General features: G+C 62.7%; 12 protein-coding genes. All 12 read right to left on the bottom strand.

The features are described 5' to 3' along the window. Positions 1 to 75 precede the first annotated feature (75 nt). Positions 76 to 1,500 (bottom strand): aminobutyraldehyde dehydrogenase, encoded by a 1,425-nt coding sequence (patD, locus tag ACMGGK_RS04855; protein WP_420276726.1) that lies wholly within the window; start codon positions 1,498 to 1,500, stop codon positions 76 to 78. A 35-nt stretch (positions 1,501 to 1,535) separates the two neighbouring features. After that, positions 1,536 to 2,342: an ABC transporter permease gene (locus tag ACMGGK_RS04850; RefSeq protein WP_004941378.1), complete on the bottom strand. Its 807-nt coding sequence runs from the start codon at positions 2,340 to 2,342 to the stop codon at positions 1,536 to 1,538. Continuing rightward, positions 2,332 to 3,234 carry an ABC transporter permease gene (locus ACMGGK_RS04845; protein WP_420276725.1) on the bottom strand — a complete coding sequence of 301 codons (903 nt, stop codon included), beginning with the start codon at positions 3,232 to 3,234 and terminating at the stop codon, positions 2,332 to 2,334. Before ACMGGK_RS04845 ends, ACMGGK_RS04850 begins: the two co-directional genes overlap by 11 nt. A gap of 42 nt (positions 3,235 to 3,276) precedes the next feature. Beyond that, complete coding sequence (locus ACMGGK_RS04840) at positions 3,277 to 4,305, bottom strand: ABC transporter ATP-binding protein (RefSeq protein ID WP_015378790.1); 1,029 nt, start codon at positions 4,303 to 4,305, stop codon at positions 3,277 to 3,279. A 53-nt stretch (positions 4,306 to 4,358) separates the two neighbouring features. After that, entirely contained in the window at positions 4,359 to 5,513 is a 1,155-nt protein-coding gene (gene ydcS, locus ACMGGK_RS04835) for a putative ABC transporter substrate-binding protein YdcS (protein ID WP_033639608.1), read from the bottom strand. 73 nt (positions 5,514 to 5,586) lie between these two features. Then, positions 5,587 to 7,050, bottom strand: a complete 1,464-nt coding sequence (locus tag ACMGGK_RS04830) for a gamma-aminobutyraldehyde dehydrogenase (RefSeq protein ID WP_048795790.1) — start codon at positions 7,048 to 7,050, stop codon at positions 5,587 to 5,589. Positions 7,051 to 7,165: 115 nt separating this feature from the next. Then, on the bottom strand, positions 7,166 to 8,089 hold the full coding sequence (locus ACMGGK_RS04825; protein WP_015378793.1) for a LysR substrate-binding domain-containing protein: 924 nt from the start codon (positions 8,087 to 8,089) through the stop codon (positions 7,166 to 7,168). Positions 8,090 to 8,420: 331 nt separating this feature from the next. Beyond that, positions 8,421 to 8,759, bottom strand: coding sequence for a nitrogen regulatory protein P-II (glnB, locus tag ACMGGK_RS04820; RefSeq protein WP_004847623.1), 339 nt, complete (start codon positions 8,757 to 8,759; stop codon positions 8,421 to 8,423). Positions 8,760 to 8,770: 11 nt separating this feature from the next. Continuing rightward, a complete protein-coding gene (locus tag ACMGGK_RS04815; protein WP_420276724.1) occupies positions 8,771 to 10,393 on the bottom strand; it encodes an NAD+ synthase in 1,623 nt (540 codons plus the stop codon). Between the two features lie 130 nt (positions 10,394 to 10,523). Continuing rightward, positions 10,524 to 11,864: a two-component system response regulator GlrR gene (gene glrR / locus ACMGGK_RS04810; RefSeq protein ID WP_004941361.1), complete on the bottom strand. Its 1,341-nt coding sequence runs from the start codon at positions 11,862 to 11,864 to the stop codon at positions 10,524 to 10,526. After that, positions 11,861 to 12,733, bottom strand: a complete 873-nt coding sequence (gene qseG / locus ACMGGK_RS04805; protein WP_176062769.1) for a two-component system QseEF-associated lipoprotein QseG — start codon at positions 12,731 to 12,733, stop codon at positions 11,861 to 11,863. Before qseG ends, glrR begins: the two co-directional genes overlap by 4 nt. A gap of 3 nt (positions 12,734 to 12,736) precedes the next feature. After that, positions 12,737 to 14,173 (bottom strand): sensor histidine kinase, encoded by a 1,437-nt coding sequence (locus ACMGGK_RS04800; RefSeq protein ID WP_004941357.1) that lies wholly within the window; start codon positions 14,171 to 14,173, stop codon positions 12,737 to 12,739. Positions 14,174 to 14,774 lie beyond the last annotated feature (601 nt).

Below are 14,774 nucleotides of genomic sequence, written 5' to 3'. Positions count from 1 at the left end.
TTTCAATTTTTATTATCATCAGCCGGCCGGAGCCGGCTCGAAGGCCGCGCTATTGTGCGGATAATTACTGTAAAATCAATGTTTGAACATGACATGACGAATGGCCGTGTAATCCTCCAGCCCGTACATCGACATATCCTTGCCGTAACCGGACAATTTCTGGCCGCCGTGCGGCATTTCGCTCACCAGCATGAAGTGGGTGTTCACCCAGGTGCAGCCGTATTGCAGGCGGGCGCTTAAGCGATGCGCGCGGCCCACGTCGCGGGTCCACACGGACGAGGCCAATCCGTAGTTGGATTCGTTCGCCCAGGCCAGTACCTGCTCTTCGTCGTCAAACGGCGTCACCGTCACCACCGGGCCGAACACTTCGCGCTGCACGATCTCATCGTCCTGGCGCGCGCCGGCCAGCAGCGTCGGCTGGAAATAGTAGCCCGGCCCCTTCACCTTCTCGCCGCCGGTGACCACCTGCACATGCGGCAACGCTTTGGCTCGCTCGACAAAACCGGCCACCCGCTCCAGATGCTGGGCGGTAATCAACGGCCCCAGCTCAGTGCTCTCGTCGTCCGGCGCGCCGATCGTCAGGCTGGCCACCGCCTCGCCCAGCCGCTTCACCAGCTCGGGATAAATGCTTTTCTGCGCGTAGATGCGGCAGGCGGCGGTGCAATCCTGGCCGGCGTTGTAGAACCCGAAGCCGCGAATGCCGTCCACCACCTGCTGCAGATCGGCGTCGTCGAACACCAGCACCGGCGCCTTGCCGCCCAGCTCCATATGGGTGCGCTTAATGCCGGCGGCGGTGTGTGCGATGATGTGCTCACCGGTGGCGATCGACCCGGTCAGCGACACCATGCGCACCTTGTCATGCCCGGTCAGCCGATCGCCGACGCTGACGCCGCGCCCGAACAGCACGTTGAGCACGCCCGGCGGGAACAGCCCGGCGGCCAGTTCGGCCAATTTGAAGGTGGTCAGCGGCGTCTGCTCCGAAGGCTTGATCACCACGCAGTTGCCCGCCGCCAAGGCCGGCGCCAGTTTCCAGGCCGCCATCATCAGCGGGTAGTTCCACGGCGCGATCGAGGCCACCACGCCGAGCGGATCGCGGCGGATCATCGAGGTGTGCCCGGCCAGATACTCACCGGCCGCCATGCCGGTCAGGCAGCGGCTGGCGCCGGCGAAGAAGCGAAATACGTCGGCCACCGCCGGCAGCTCGTCGTTCAGCACGCAGTGATAAGGCTTGCCGCAGTTGAGCGACTCCAGCCTGGCGAAGGTCTCGGCATGCTCGTCGATCAGATCCGCCAGCTTGAGCAGATGCTCGGCGCGCTCCTTCGGCGTGGTTTGCCCCCAGGCGGCGAACGCGGCGTCCGCCGCCAGCACCGCACGATCGACCTGCTCCGGGCTGGCCTCCGCCACCTGCGCGATCACTTCGCCGGTCGCCGGGTTATACACCGGCTGGGTCGCGCCCTGGCCATTCACCAGTTGGCCGTCAATCAACAGTTGGCTTTGCATAGGGTTATCCTTTTGTCAGAGGTCGGGTAAGGAAATTATTTGCCGCTGCCGGCGACGCTTTCCCCACCTTTGGTCAGGTAGTAAGCGCCGAGGATCGGCAGCATGGTCAACAGCATCACCGACAGCGCCACCACGTTGGTGATCGGCACGTCGCGCGGGCGACCAAGCTGGTTCAGCAGCCACAGCGGCAGCGTGCGCTCGTGGCCGGCGGTAAAGGTGGTCACGATGATTTCATCGAACGACAGCGCAAACGCCAGCATGCCGCCGGCCAGCAGCGCCGAGCCGAGGTTCGGCAAGATCACGTAACGGAAGGTTTGCCAGCCGTCGGCGCCGAGATCCATCGAAGCCTCGATCAGGCTGTATGAGGTGCGGCGGAATCGGGCGATGACGTTGTTGAACACGATCACCACGCAGAACGTCGCATGGCCGACGACGATGGTCAGGATGCCCGGCTCGATGTTCAGCGCCTTGAACGCCGCCAGCAGCGCCAGGCCGGTGACGATCCCCGGCAGCGCGATCGGCAGCAGCAGCAACAGCGAAATGCTGTCTTTGCCGAAGAAATCGCGCCGATACAGCGCCGCCGCCGCCAGGGTGCCGAGCACCAGCGCGATGGCGGTCGCCAGGCAGGCGATCTGCGCCGACAGCAGCACCGCATCGAGGATGTCCTGCCGCCCGGCGGCAACGTTGAACCAGTGCAGCGTAAAGCCCTTCGGCGGGAAGCTGAAGGCCGCGTCTTCGGTGTTGAAGGCGTAAATGGCGATGATCGCCAACGGGAAATGCAGGAAGACAAGTCCGCCCCAGGCGGCCAGCTTCAGCCCTAAGGGCGCGCGTTCAGAGTGCATCGAAAGCCCCCAGACGTTTGACGATGGAAAGGTAGATGGCGATCAGGACGATCGGCACCAGCGTAAAGGCCGCGGCCATCGGCATATTGCCGATCGCGCCCTGCTGGGCGTAGACCATGCTGCCGATGAAATAACCCGGCGGCCCCACCAACTGCGGCACGATAAAGTCGCCCAGCGTCAGCGAAAAGGTGAAGATCGACCCGGCGGCGATGCCCGGCACCGCCAGCGGCAAAATGACGTGGCGGAAGGTCTGCGCCGGCCGGGCGCCCAGATCCGCCGAGGCATGCAGCAGCGAGGGCGGCAGGCGCTCCAGCGCCGCCTGGATCGGCAGGATCATGAACGGCAGCCAGATATAGACGAACACCAGAAAACGCCCCAGCCCCGAGGTCGACAGCGTGTTGCCGCCGACGCCGGGCACCGTCAGCAGCGAAGCCAACAGCGGCTCCAGCCCCAGGTGCTGCAGAAACCACTGCGCCACGCCGTCTTTCGCCAGCAGCAGGGTCCAGGCATAGGCTTTGACGATATAGCTGGCCCACATCGGCATCATCACCGCGATGTAAAAGAACGCCTTGACGCGGCCGCTGGTATAACGCGCCATGTAATAGGCGATCGGGAACGCCAGTACCGCGCTGGCCAGCGACACCAGCACCGCCATGGTCAGCGTGCGCAGGATGATGTCGTAGTTGGCCGGGTTGAACAGCGCCGCCAGGTTGGCGAAGGTCAGATCCGGCGTCACCGCCATGGTGAAATCGTCGAAGGTGTAGAACCCCTGCCACAGCAGCGTCAGCAGCGAGCCGAGGTACACCGCGCCGAACCACAGCAGCGGCGGCACCAGCAGTAACAGCAGATACAGCGTCGGCCGGCGATAGAGCCAGGTCGACAGCGCGCGCACGCTACCGCCGCGCGCCGGGGGGAATCGATGCTCATGTCCATCTCACCTCTCCTCCAGCAGCGGCACCATCGCCGCGCGCGGCCAGCAGGCGACGATCGGCTGGCCGATCTGACGCTGTTGCCCTTCGGCGATCCACTGCGGATTGGCCTGGCTGACCAGCAGCTTTTCGCCGCCGTTCAGCGCGATTTCATAGCGCGTGGCCGCGCCCTGGTAATGGATTTCCTGCAGCGTGCCCTGCACCTGGATCTCGTCCTGCGCCGCGCCGCCTTGCTCCAGCAGGCGGATATGTTCCGGCCGGATCGAGAAGGTTCGGCTTTCGCCGAGCAGGCGCTGCGCCAGCTCGCTGCGCACCACGTTGGAGGTGCCGACGAACTCGGCGACGAACGGCGTCTTCGGCCGCATGTAAAGCTCGCGCGGCGTATCCACCTGTTCGATGCGGCCGTTATTGAACACCGCCACCCGATCGGACATCGACAGCGCTTCGCTTTGATCGTGGGTGACGAAGATAAAGGTGATGCCCAGCTGGCGCTGCAGCTTCTTCAGCTCGCCCTGCATCTGCTCGCGCAGCTTGAGATCCAGCGCGCCGAGCGGTTCGTCCAGCAGCAGCACCCGCGGCCGATTGACCAGCGCGCGCGCCAGCGCCACGCGCTGCCGCTGGCCGCCAGACAGGTGCGCCGGCTTGCGTTCGGCGACGAAACCGAGCGCCACGCTCTCCAGCGCCTCTTGCGCCCGCGCCAGCCGCTCGCGTTTGGCGACGCCCTTCACCATCAGGCCGTAGGCGACGTTTTCCAGCACCGACATGTGCGGAAACAGCGCGTAATCCTGAAACACGGTGTTCACGTCGCGCTGGTACGGCGGCAGGTTGGCGGCTTCCTGGCCGTGGATGCGAATCGAGCCGGAAGTGAGCTGTTCAAAGCCGGCGATCAGGCGCAGGCAGGTGGTTTTGCCCGAGCCGGACGGCCCGAGCATGGAGAAGAATTCCCCGTCCTGAATGTCGATGGATACCCGATCCACGGCGCGAACATCGCCGAAAGTCCGCGAAACATCGATGAATTGCACGGCAATGGTCATTTTCTGTGCTCCATTCTGATGTAATTCGGGCGCAGCGGGCTGCGCCCCGCGGCTTAGCGGCCGCCCATGATGGCGATGTAATCCTGGGTCCAGCGGCTGTATGGCACAAACTTGCCGCCCTGCGCCTGCGGCGTTTTCCAGAAGGCGATTTTATCGAACTGGTTAAAGCCGTTGGTTTCGCAGCCCTTCTCACCCAGCAGCGCGCTGGCCTTACAGCCCGCCGGCGAAGCCGGCACCGACCCGAACCAGGCAGCCACATCACCCTGCACCTTCGGCTCCAGCGACCAGTTCATCCACTGGTAGGCGCAGCTCGGGTGTTTGGCGTCGCTGTGCAACATGGTGGTATCCGCCCAGCCGGTCACGCCCTCTTTCGGGAACACGGTGGCGATCGGCTGCCCCTCGCCCTTCAGGGCGTTGGCCTGATACGGCCAGGCGCTGGAGGCCACCACGCCTTCGTTTTTAAAGTCGCTCATCTGCACCGAGGTGTCGTGCCAGTAGCGGTGGATCAGCGCGTGCTGGCTGCGCAGCAGCTTCAGCGCCGCCTGATACTGCTCTTCGTTGAGCTGATAAGGATCGCTGATGCCGAGCTGCGGCTGGGTGGCCTTCAGGAACAACGCCGCGTCGGCGATGTAGATCGGGCCGTCATAAGCCTGCACCCGGCCCTGGTTGCTCTTGCCGTCCGGCAGGTTCTGCTGCTGGAAGATCACCGCCCAGCTGTCCGGCGGCGTCGGGAAGGTTTTGGTGTTGTACATCAGCAGGTTCGGCCCCCACTGGTACGGCGTGCCGTAGGTTTTGCCGTCCACGGTGTACCAGGCGCCGTTCAACAGGCGCGGATCGATGTTCTTCCAGTTCGGGATCAGCGCGGTATTGATCGGCTGCACCCGCTTGCCGAAGATCAGGCGCAGCGAGGCGTCGCCGGAGGCGGTCACCAGATCGTAGCCGCCCTTGGCCATCAGGCTGACCATTTCATCGGAGGTGGCGGCGGTCTTCACGTTCACCGCACAGCCGGTTTGCTTCTCAAACTGGGTGACCCAGTCGTAGTTTTTGTCGGACTGGCCGCGTTCGATGTAGCCGGGCCAGGCGATGATGTCCAGTCGGCCTTCGCCTTTGCCCAACGACTGCGGCAGATCGGCCGCCTGGGCCAGGCCGCACAGCACGGTGAGACAGAGCGCGGAGACGGTGGTAGTGACTGCGGTAGTTTTTCCCATCGTAATTACCCCTGTGTTGCTTATCGGTGTGCGGCAGGGAACGGCTGCCGCCTGATTTTTCTTGATATAACCGTTAGAAGCCGGCTTTGAACTTCGCCATAACGTGCCTGACAACGCTGTAATCCTGCAGCGAATCGCTGGACAGATCCTTGCCGTAGCCGGAGCGTTTCAGGCCGCCGTGCGGCATTTCGCTCGCCAAGGTGAAATGAGTGTTGATCCAGGTGCTGCCGTACTGCAGATGGGCGGCAATGTGCAGCGCCCGATCGATATTTTGCGTCCACACCGACGAGGCCAGGCCGTATTCCGAGTCGTTGGCCCACGCGACCGCCTGCTCCAGGTGTTCGAAGCGCGTGACGCTGACCACCGGGCCAAACACCTCGCGCTGCACGATCTCGTCGCTTTGCAGGCAGCCCGCCAGCAGGGTCGGCTGGTAGTAGAACCCCGGCCCGGAGTGCGCCGCGGCGCCGGTGATCAATTCGATATGCGGTTGGCTGAGCGCCCGCTCGACAAAGCTGGCGACGCGATCGCGCTGGCGGCTGCTGATCAAGGGGCCGATCTCGTTGTCCTGATCGCGCTTGCGGGCGAAACGCAGGCTGGCGACCGCTTCGCCCAGCGCGTCCACCAGTTTGGGATAGATGCCCGCCTGCGCGTAGATGCGGCAGGCGGCGGTGCAGTCCTGGCCGGCGTTGTAATAGCCGTAGGTGCGAATGCCGTTGACCACCTCGTCGAGATCGGCGTCGTCGCAGACGATCACCGGCGCTTTGCCCCCCAGCTCCAGATGAGTGCGCTTGACGCTTTTGGCCGCCGCCTGGAGAATTTTTTGCCCGGTGACGATATCGCCGGTGACCGACACCAGCCGCACCTGCGGGTGCCCCACCAGCTGGCTGCCGACCCCTTCACCGCCGCCATAGACGATGTTCAGCACGCCCGGCGGCAGGATCTCTTGCAGCGCAGGCACCAACGCCAGAATGGTCAGCGGCGTATGTTCGGAGGGTTTAAACACCACGGTATTGCCCGCCGCCAACGCCGGCGCGATCTTCCACGCCGCCATCATCAGCGGATAGTTCCAGGGGGCGATCGAGGCCACCACGCCAATGGGATCGCGGCGGATCATCGAGGTGTGGCCCGGCACATACTCACCGGCCAGTTGCCCTTGCTGCGTGCGCACCGCGCCGGCAAAGAAGCGGAACACGTCGACCGCCGCCGGCAGATCGTCATTGAGCGCCTGATGCAGCGGTTTGCCGCAGTTGAGGGCCTCCAGCTGCGCCAGCTGCGGCGCCTGCCGCTCAATGGCGTCGGCGATACGCAGCAACAGCGTGGCGCGCTGGGCCGGCGTAGTGCGCGACCAATGGCCAAACGCCTGCTGCGCGGCTTTCACCGCGCTGCCGACCTGTGCCGCAGAGGCTTCGGTCAGGGCGATCAGCGTCTCGCCGTTGGCCGGATTGACGATGCACTCCTGCTGGCCTTCGCCGTCGATAAGCTGACCGTTAATGAACTGCTGACAGGACAAACCTGAGAGAACCTGCACATCCGCCATCGCCTGACGCCCCTAAGTGACAAAAACGTTAACCAAATGTGAATAAGTTAGTTTTAATCAGCCTAAGCGAGCCTCTGGCGGGCAACAAATTCTAAATACTGAACGACGCGTTCGATTAAATCGAATGCTTAAGCCCGGCGGCATGTTTGCTGCCGTTCTCGCGCGCGATGGTGAGGAACGGCGTCACCAGCTCCGGCCGCGCGCTGCCGCGCCGCCATGCCAACCCGATATCCAGCGGCTCCAGCAGATCGTCCAGCTTGCGCGCCTCGATCATGTTGCCCTCCAGCGACCAGGCGCGGTACGCCATATCCGGCTGGATGGAGACTCCCATCCCCGCCGCCACCAGGCTGCGCACCGCCTCGGTCGAGGCGGTCTTCATGGCGATCTCCGGCTTCAGCCCGGCGCGCGCCCAGATGCGCCGCGCGTGCACGTCCATTTCATCGGCGTTGAGCTGGATCAGCGGCTGTTTGGCCACGTCCGCCAGGCTGATGCTCTCGTGCTCCAGCAGCGGGTGCAGCGGCGGCAGCCACAGGCGATACGGCGAGTGCATCAGCACCTCGGTCTGCAGCGCGTCGCGGTCCTCGATGTTCGACAAGATCAGCACGCCGATGTCGATCTCGCCGCTGACCAGCAGATGCTCGATGTACGGGCGTTCGTCTTCAACCACCTGCACGGTGACATTGGGATAAGCCGATTTAAAGCGCGTGAGCAGTTCCACCAGGAAGTAACCGGCCACCAGGCTGGTGACGCCGATAGTCAGCTTGCCGGTCAGGCTTTCGGTGCCGATCTGCAGGCTGCGCTTGGCGTTGTCCACCGTCGCCAGGATCAGATACGACTGGCGCAAGAATTGGTGCCCCTGGTGGGTCAGCGTCATGCCCTTGGCGTGGCGATCGAACAGCCGCACGCCGATCTCGGTTTCCAGCTGCTGGATCGCCAGCGTCAGTGAAGACTGGGAAACAAACACCGCCTGGGCGCCGGCGGAGATCGACCCGGTTTCCGCCACGGCGATGAAGTGGCGGATTTGGCGTAACGTCATCATCCCCATCGCCTTTCAAGCCGCTGCGTTGTTGTCTGCGTTCGCTTACCCCAGTCACTTACTTGAGTAAGCTCCTGGGGATGCACGCCCTTGCCGCCTAGCCGCAACTTGAAATTCATTGGGGATCACCTTAATCAAAATAGTTACGTTGATTGTAGATCTCGCGAGAGAAGCGATCGGGAAAAGTATCAAAAACGCGATAGCGTTCGCTTTTTTAGAATGCCGACAGGCAAAAATGGGGGGAACAATGAGGCGAAGAAGTGCGATGTGCGGGGGACAGAAATGACAAGGGCGCAGCACGCTGCGCCCTGATGGCCGATGATCCTGCGGAGGATCAGATCGCTTCTTCGTCCTGCTCGCCGGTACGGATACGCACCACGCGCGCCACGTCGAAGACGAAGATTTTGCCGTCGCCGATCTTGCCGGTCTGCGCGGTTTGCATAATGGTTTCTACGCAGGTGTCGACGATGTCGTCGGCAACCACGATCTCGATCTTCACCTTAGGCAGAAAATCGACCATGTATTCGGCGCCGCGGTACAGCTCGGTGTGGCCCTTCTGGCGGCCGAAGCCTTTGACTTCGGTGACCGTCATGCCGGTGATGCCCACTTCGGCCAGCGCTTCGCGGACGTCATCCAGTTTGAACGGCTTGATAATCGCGTCGATCTTTTTCATCTTCTTTCCTTTTACCAATTTTTGCGGCCAAAACCGGATGTGATGGGGTAGCGGCGGTCTTTGCCGAAGTTACGGGCGGTGATGCGCGGCCCGACGGCGGCCTGACGCCGCTTGTATTCGTTGATGTCCACCAGGCGGATCACCTTGCGCACGATCGCTTCGTCGAACCCTTCGGCCACCAGATCGGCGACCGACTTGTCGCGCTCGACGTAGCCTTCCAGGATCACATCCAGGATATCGTACGGCGGCAGGCTGTCCTGATCGACCTGATCCGGCGCCAGCTCGGCGGACGGCGGGCGATCGATCACCCGCTGCGGGATCACGTAGGAGACGGTGTTACGGTATTCAGACAGCTTGAACACCAGCGTTTTCGGCACGTCCTTCAGCACGTCGAAACCGCCGGCCATATCGCCGTACAGCGTGGCGTAACCGACCGCCATTTCGCTCTTGTTGCCGGTGGTCAGCACGATGCTGCGGCGCTTGTTGGACAGCGCCATCAGCACCACCCCGCGGCAACGCGCCTGCAGGTTCTCTTCGGTGGTGTCGCGCTCGGTGCCGGCGAACATCGGCGACAGCTGGCCCATAAAGGCGTCGAACATCGGTTCGATGGAGACGATATCGAACTCCACGCCGAGGATTTCCGCCTCTTCCTTGGCGTCGGCGATGCTGATATCCGCGGTGTAGCGGAATGGCATCATCAGCGCCTGCACCTTGTCTTTGCCCAACGCATCCACGGCGATCGCCAGCGTCAGCGCCGAGTCGATGCCGCCGGACAGCCCCAGCACCGCGCCTTTAAAGCCGTTTTTGGTCACGTAGTCGCGCACCGCCAGCACCAGCGCCTGATACACCTGCGCCAGCTGCGGCAGTTCGGCGGCCGGATCGGCCATCGGCACCACATCCAGCTCGTTGAATTCCAGGCGGGTCACCTGCTCGTCGAAAGCCGCCAGACGGTGGGTCATGGTGCCGGCGGCGTCGAAGACCTTGGAGCAGCCGTCGAAGATCAGCTCATCCTGGCCGCCGACCTGGTTGAGGTACACCAGCGGCAGCTGGGTGCGCTGGCAGTGGCCGGCCATCAGCGTTTTGCGGATATACGGTTTTTCGCGGTTATACGGCGAGGCGTTGATCGACAGGATAATCTCCGCGCCGGCCGCCTTGGCGGCGTCGATCGGCTCAGGGAACCACAGATCTTCGCAAATCAGCAGCCCCAGACGGTAGCCTTTCAGCGCCACCACGCAGGTGTCGTTGCCGGCGTGGAAATAGCGCTTCTCATCGAACACGCCGTAGTTCGGCAGCTGCTGCTTGAAGTAGCGGGTCAGCAGGCGGCCTTCGGCGAACAGCGACAGCGCGTTATACAGCTTGTCGCCTTCGCGCCACGGGTGGCCGACCAGGATCGCCGTCTCGGCGGAAGCCTGCTGCAAGCGCAGCAGCTGCGCATCACAGCGCTCATAGAAATCATTGCGATACAGCAGATCTTCCGGCGGGTAGCCGGACAGCGCCAGTTCGCTGAACATGACCAGATCGGCTCCCGCCTTCTGCTGCTCCTGCACGATTTGCAACATGCGTTCGGTGTTGCCTTCAATGTCGCCGACCAGCAGGTTCAGCTGGGCCAGGGCGATGGAAAGTGATCTGCTCATTTGTGTACGATCCCGCTTAATACGTTCCATGGTGCTCTACGCCGGGGCGCGCCGCGGCAAAGAGAACGGAGTGTAAATCATTCCGCCGGATTTGTTGAGAACCTGCGTGGCAGGCGCCGGCGGGAAACTGTCATTCTTTAAAATCGTTGGCGTCCAGCTCGTGGCGCGACAGCAATTTGTAAAACTCGGTGCGGTTGCGGCCCGCCATGCGCGCGGCCTGGGTCACGTTGCCCTTGGTGATCTGCAGCAGCTTGCGCAGGTAATGCAACTCGAACTGGTTGCGCGCTTCGGCGAAAGTCGGCAGTGCGGTGTTTTCCCCTTCCAGCGCCTGCTCCACCAACGCTTCGCTAATCACCGGCGCCGAGGTCAGCGCCACGCACTGCTCGATGACGTTGACCAGCTGACGCACGTTGCCCGGCCAACTGGCGGTCATCAGCCGCTTCATGGCGTCGGTCGAGAAGCTGCGCACGAACGGCTTGTGCCGCTGCGCCGCTTCGCGCAACAGGTGATTGGCCAGCAGCGGGATATCTTCGGCGCGCTCGTTGAGCGCCGGGATCTTCAGGTTCACCACGTTGAGGCGGTAGTAGAGATCCTCGCGAAACTCGTTCTTCGCCATCGCCTTTTGCAGATCGCGGTGGGTGGCGGAGATGATGCGCACGTCAATGTCCAGATCGCGATTGCTGCCGAGCGGCCGCACCTTGCGTTCCTGCAGCACGCGCAGCAGCTTCACCTGCAGCGACAGCGGCATATCGCCGATCTCGTCGAGGAACAGCGTGCCGCCCGCCGCCGCCTGGAACAGCCCTTCGCGGCTGCTGACCGCGCCGGTGAAGGCGCCCTTGGCGTGGCCGAACAGTTCGGACTCCAGCAGTTGCTCCGGCAGCGCGCCGCAGTTGATGGCGATGAACGCCTTACTGGCGCGCGGGCTGGCCGCGTGGATCGCCTGCGCCACCACCTCTTTACCGGTGCCGCTCTGGCCGTTGATCAACACGCTGACGTCTGACTGGGCCACCATTTTCACCTGCTCCAGCAGGCGCAGCATCAACGGGCTGCGGGTAACGATGTCTTCCCGCCAGGCATCGTCGCCGGCCGGGCTGGCCGACAGCGCGAGCGCCTCGTCGATGGCCTTGTACAGCGCATCGCGATCCACCGGTTTGGTGAGAAAGCTGAACACCCCCTGCTGGGTGGCGGCCACCGCATCGGGAATCGAACCGTGCGCGGTGAGAATGATCACCGGCATGCCCGGCTGATGTTTTTGGATCTCGGCGAACAGCGCCATGCCGTCCATCTCATCCATGCGCAGATCGCTGATCACCAGATCGATCTGTTCGCGCGCCAGCAGGCGCAGCGCTTCCTGGCCGCTTTCGGCGGTGGTGACGTGAAAACCTTCGCTGGTCAGGCGCATGCCCAGCAGCTTCAGCAGGCTGGGATCGTCGTCAACCAATAACAGGTTGGCCGGTTTGCGTGCGGTCATTGCGCGTGGGACTCCTTATTGGCGGGGTGCGGCGTATAGGTGTCTTCCGGTTCAACCGGCAGCGCAGTGCCCTTTTCCGGTTCGTCCTGCGGCTCAGCCCCTTTGGCGGCCGCGCCGTTTTTACCGGCGGCGTCGCCCTTTTGCGAGCCCGCGCCGCTGTCCGGTATTTCCCCTTGCAACTGCTTGCGCGATGAGAGCTGGCGCTCGATGTCGGTCAGGTTTTCCAGCTTGCGCGAGGTGTCCTGCAGCTGCGATTGCAAGCGCGCCTGGCTCTGGCGCAGCGAATCGATCTGGCTGTCGCTGCTCTCCTGCAGATGCTGATAACGCGCTTTCTCATCGAACAGCGTGATCTGCAGCATCTGCTGCTGGCGCCACAGCTGCGTCAGTGGACGCAGCGAGCCTGGGAACTCCATCCGGTAACTGTTGATCCTGTCGATCATCTGGCGGCGTTCGCCGGAGGTCGGCTGTGCGCTCCCCAGCAGAATGCTCTGTTTGAAAACGCCGGACCAGCTGTCGCCAGGCACCGTTTTCGCCAGCGCGCGCGCCTGGGTTGAGCCGATGCGATCGGCGCAGTCCATCGCACGCAGCCAGTAGAGCGCGTTATCCAGCGCGTCCTTGTCGTCCAACTGCCACAGGGTATCGCAAGCCGCGGTACGGTAATCGATCACCTTGGTATCCGGGATCGCTTCTTGCTGCTGAGCGCTCAGGCCGCCGCTGACCGCGCGATCGACGCAGCCCGCCAGCAACAGCGGCATAAAGAAAACGGCGCCCAACCAGCTGATCGGGCGTTTGCCGAGCGGCGCTCTGTGCACGGCACGCGGTGAACGTTCGGTCTGTGAAAGACGAAGGCGCTTAGACCATGTGTACATTATTTATTCATTCTCGGCGGTTAACGGCAGTTCAATGCGGAAGCAGACGTCTGCACCGGCGACCGTCGCCAGTTGCAGCTCACCGCGCATGCGACGGATACAGTCCTGAGCGATGCTCAACCCCAGTCCGCTTCCTTTTACCGCCCCTTTTCGCTGGTGACTACCCTGGAAAAAAGGCTCGAAAATCATGGCTCTTTCAGCCTCGGGGATCGGCGTGCCGGTATTGGCGACGTCGATTTGCACCCGTTGTCCAACCTGACGGCTGCGGATCCAAATGTTACCGGATTCCTTGCCGTAGTGCACCGCATTGGAGTAGAGATTATCCAGCACGCGCATTAATAGCGTAGGCTCTGCCCAGCAGATTTCCGCCTCCAGCGCGATTTCGGTGGAAATCATCTTCGCCCGCGCCGGCAAACTGTGCGCGGCGACCACCAAATCGACCATCTCGCGCAGCTCGACGTTCTCGTGTTCCGCCGGGCCATCGGCCAGTTTGCGGTTATAATCCAGCAGCTGTTCAATCAGCTGCTGCAGGTGGCGACTGCTGTTGTCGAGGATCGCCACCACCTCTTTCTGATCGGAAGTCAGCGGCCCCGCCACCTCGTCGGCCAGCAGCTCGGTGCCTTCGCGCATGCTGGCCAGCGGCGTTTTCAACTCGTGCGAGATATGGCGCAAAAATTCGTGGCGCTGCGATTCCAGCCACGCCAACCGCTCGCTCAGCCAAATGATGCGCTGCGCCAGCGAACGCAGCTCGCGCGGCCCTTTGAACGATGCGGTGCTGCCCAGCGCACGCCCCTCCCCCAGGCGGTTGATCATCCGTTCCACGGCCTTGACCGGCCCGATGATCATGCGGGTAAACAGCACCACCAGCAGCACGCTGACCAGGAACAACAGCAACGCCTGCCAGCCGAAGAACTGGCCGCGCTCGGCGATGGCTTGCTGCAGCTGCTGGCCGCGCGAGAACACCACCGCACGCGTGGCCTGCACCATTTCGGCGTTGGAACGGGAGAACGATTCGAGCAAGGCCGAAGCCTCTTGGTCCGGCCCGCTGTTATGGCATTTGATCGCCGCCAGCTGGGTCAGCAACTGACGCAGCGTTTGGTAGTAGCGCTCGTCCGGCAGAATCGGCGCATGGGCGTCCAGCATCTGCGAATACTGTTTGCGCTGGTTCTGGTACAGCTTCTGCAGCGTAGGATCGACCAGCACGCAGTACTGACGATAGCTGCGCTCCATCTCCAGCGCCACGCTGGTCATCGCCTCGCTGCGCCGCGCGTCCACCAGCGTGGTGCGGTTAATGTCCGCCGCCTGCGCGCTGAGGTGATCCAGGCTCTGGTAGGCTTGATAGGCCAGCACCAACAGCGGCAGCAGCACTAACAGGAAGGCCAGCAGCACCAATTGCCGCAGCGAACGGGGGAATAAACGCCATTTTTTCAACGAAATCATCTCATTCTCTCAGCTCTGTCACGATGCTAACTGACTCGCCGGAAAGAGAAAAGCCCGGCAGGGGAGAATCCTGAACGCACAAGGAAAAAGCGGCAGAATCGGCGAACCGCGCCCATAGGCCTGGCCTACCGACGGCATGCGGCCCCGGTAACATCAACCGGTGCGAAAACGAGCGTGTGGGGATAGCGTCTGCGTTCGAGGACATAGGCAACGAAAGGGGCATAAGCGCAGCGTTGAGAATTGACATCGGGGCAAGAAACTTGCCCCAACGCAAGGAAAGTGTGGATGCCCTTAAACCTCGTCCCCAGGGTGATGTAGCACAGCGGCTGGCATCGAACAGGACGAATAGCATCCGTAAGTATCCAGGATTGATGAACCCTTCATCACAGTTGGATACAGGCGGTGCCTCACTCCACGTGTCGCCCGATGCTTGATAAAGCCGCTTGCACGGTCTGTTATCGGTTTGGTTGGACGATAGGCACCATTTCTTTGGCATCATTCGGAGGCTTATGAGGCGATTTGCCGTCTAATTACGGCGCCGTCATAAAAAGGTGAATGAGCAGCCGCCGAGAATAATGCACGTAGCGTGCCAATTTTGCAA

Source organism: Serratia sp. BNK-33-b, from assembly GCF_048684565.1.
In the GTDB taxonomy this organism is placed as follows: Bacteria; Pseudomonadota; Gammaproteobacteria; order Enterobacterales; family Enterobacteriaceae; genus Serratia; species Serratia marcescens.
Note: the sequence above shows the minus strand (reverse complement) of the source record. Positions and strands in the feature narration are given on the sequence as shown.

Coding starts and splice junctions, on each gene's coding strand:
- ACMGGK_RS04850 (WP_004941378.1), bottom strand. CDS start 2,342: ATGCACTCTGAACGCGCGCCCTTAGGGCTGAAGCTGGCCGCCTGGGGC.
- ACMGGK_RS04840 (WP_015378790.1), bottom strand. CDS start 4,305: ATGACCATTGCCGTGCAATTCATCGATGTTTCGCGGACTTTCGGCGAT.
- qseG (WP_176062769.1), bottom strand. CDS start 12,733: ATGTACACATGGTCTAAGCGCCTTCGTCTTTCACAGACCGAACGTTCA.
- ACMGGK_RS04825 (WP_015378793.1), bottom strand. CDS start 8,089: ATGATGACGTTACGCCAAATCCGCCACTTCATCGCCGTGGCGGAAACC.
- ACMGGK_RS04815 (WP_420276724.1), bottom strand. CDS start 10,393: ATGAGCAGATCACTTTCCATCGCCCTGGCCCAGCTGAACCTGCTGGTC.
- ACMGGK_RS04800 (WP_004941357.1), bottom strand. CDS start 14,173: ATGATTTCGTTGAAAAAATGGCGTTTATTCCCCCGTTCGCTGCGGCAA.
- patD (WP_420276726.1), bottom strand. CDS start 1,500: ATGCAAAGCCAACTGTTGATTGACGGCCAACTGGTGAATGGCCAGGGC.
- glnB (WP_004847623.1), bottom strand. CDS start 8,759: ATGAAAAAGATCGACGCGATTATCAAGCCGTTCAAACTGGATGACGTC.
- ACMGGK_RS04830 (WP_048795790.1), bottom strand. CDS start 7,050: ATGGCGGATGTGCAGGTTCTCTCAGGTTTGTCCTGTCAGCAGTTCATT.
- ydcS (WP_033639608.1), bottom strand. CDS start 5,513: ATGGGAAAAACTACCGCAGTCACTACCACCGTCTCCGCGCTCTGTCTC.
- glrR (WP_004941361.1), bottom strand. CDS start 11,864: ATGACCGCACGCAAACCGGCCAACCTGTTATTGGTTGACGACGATCCC.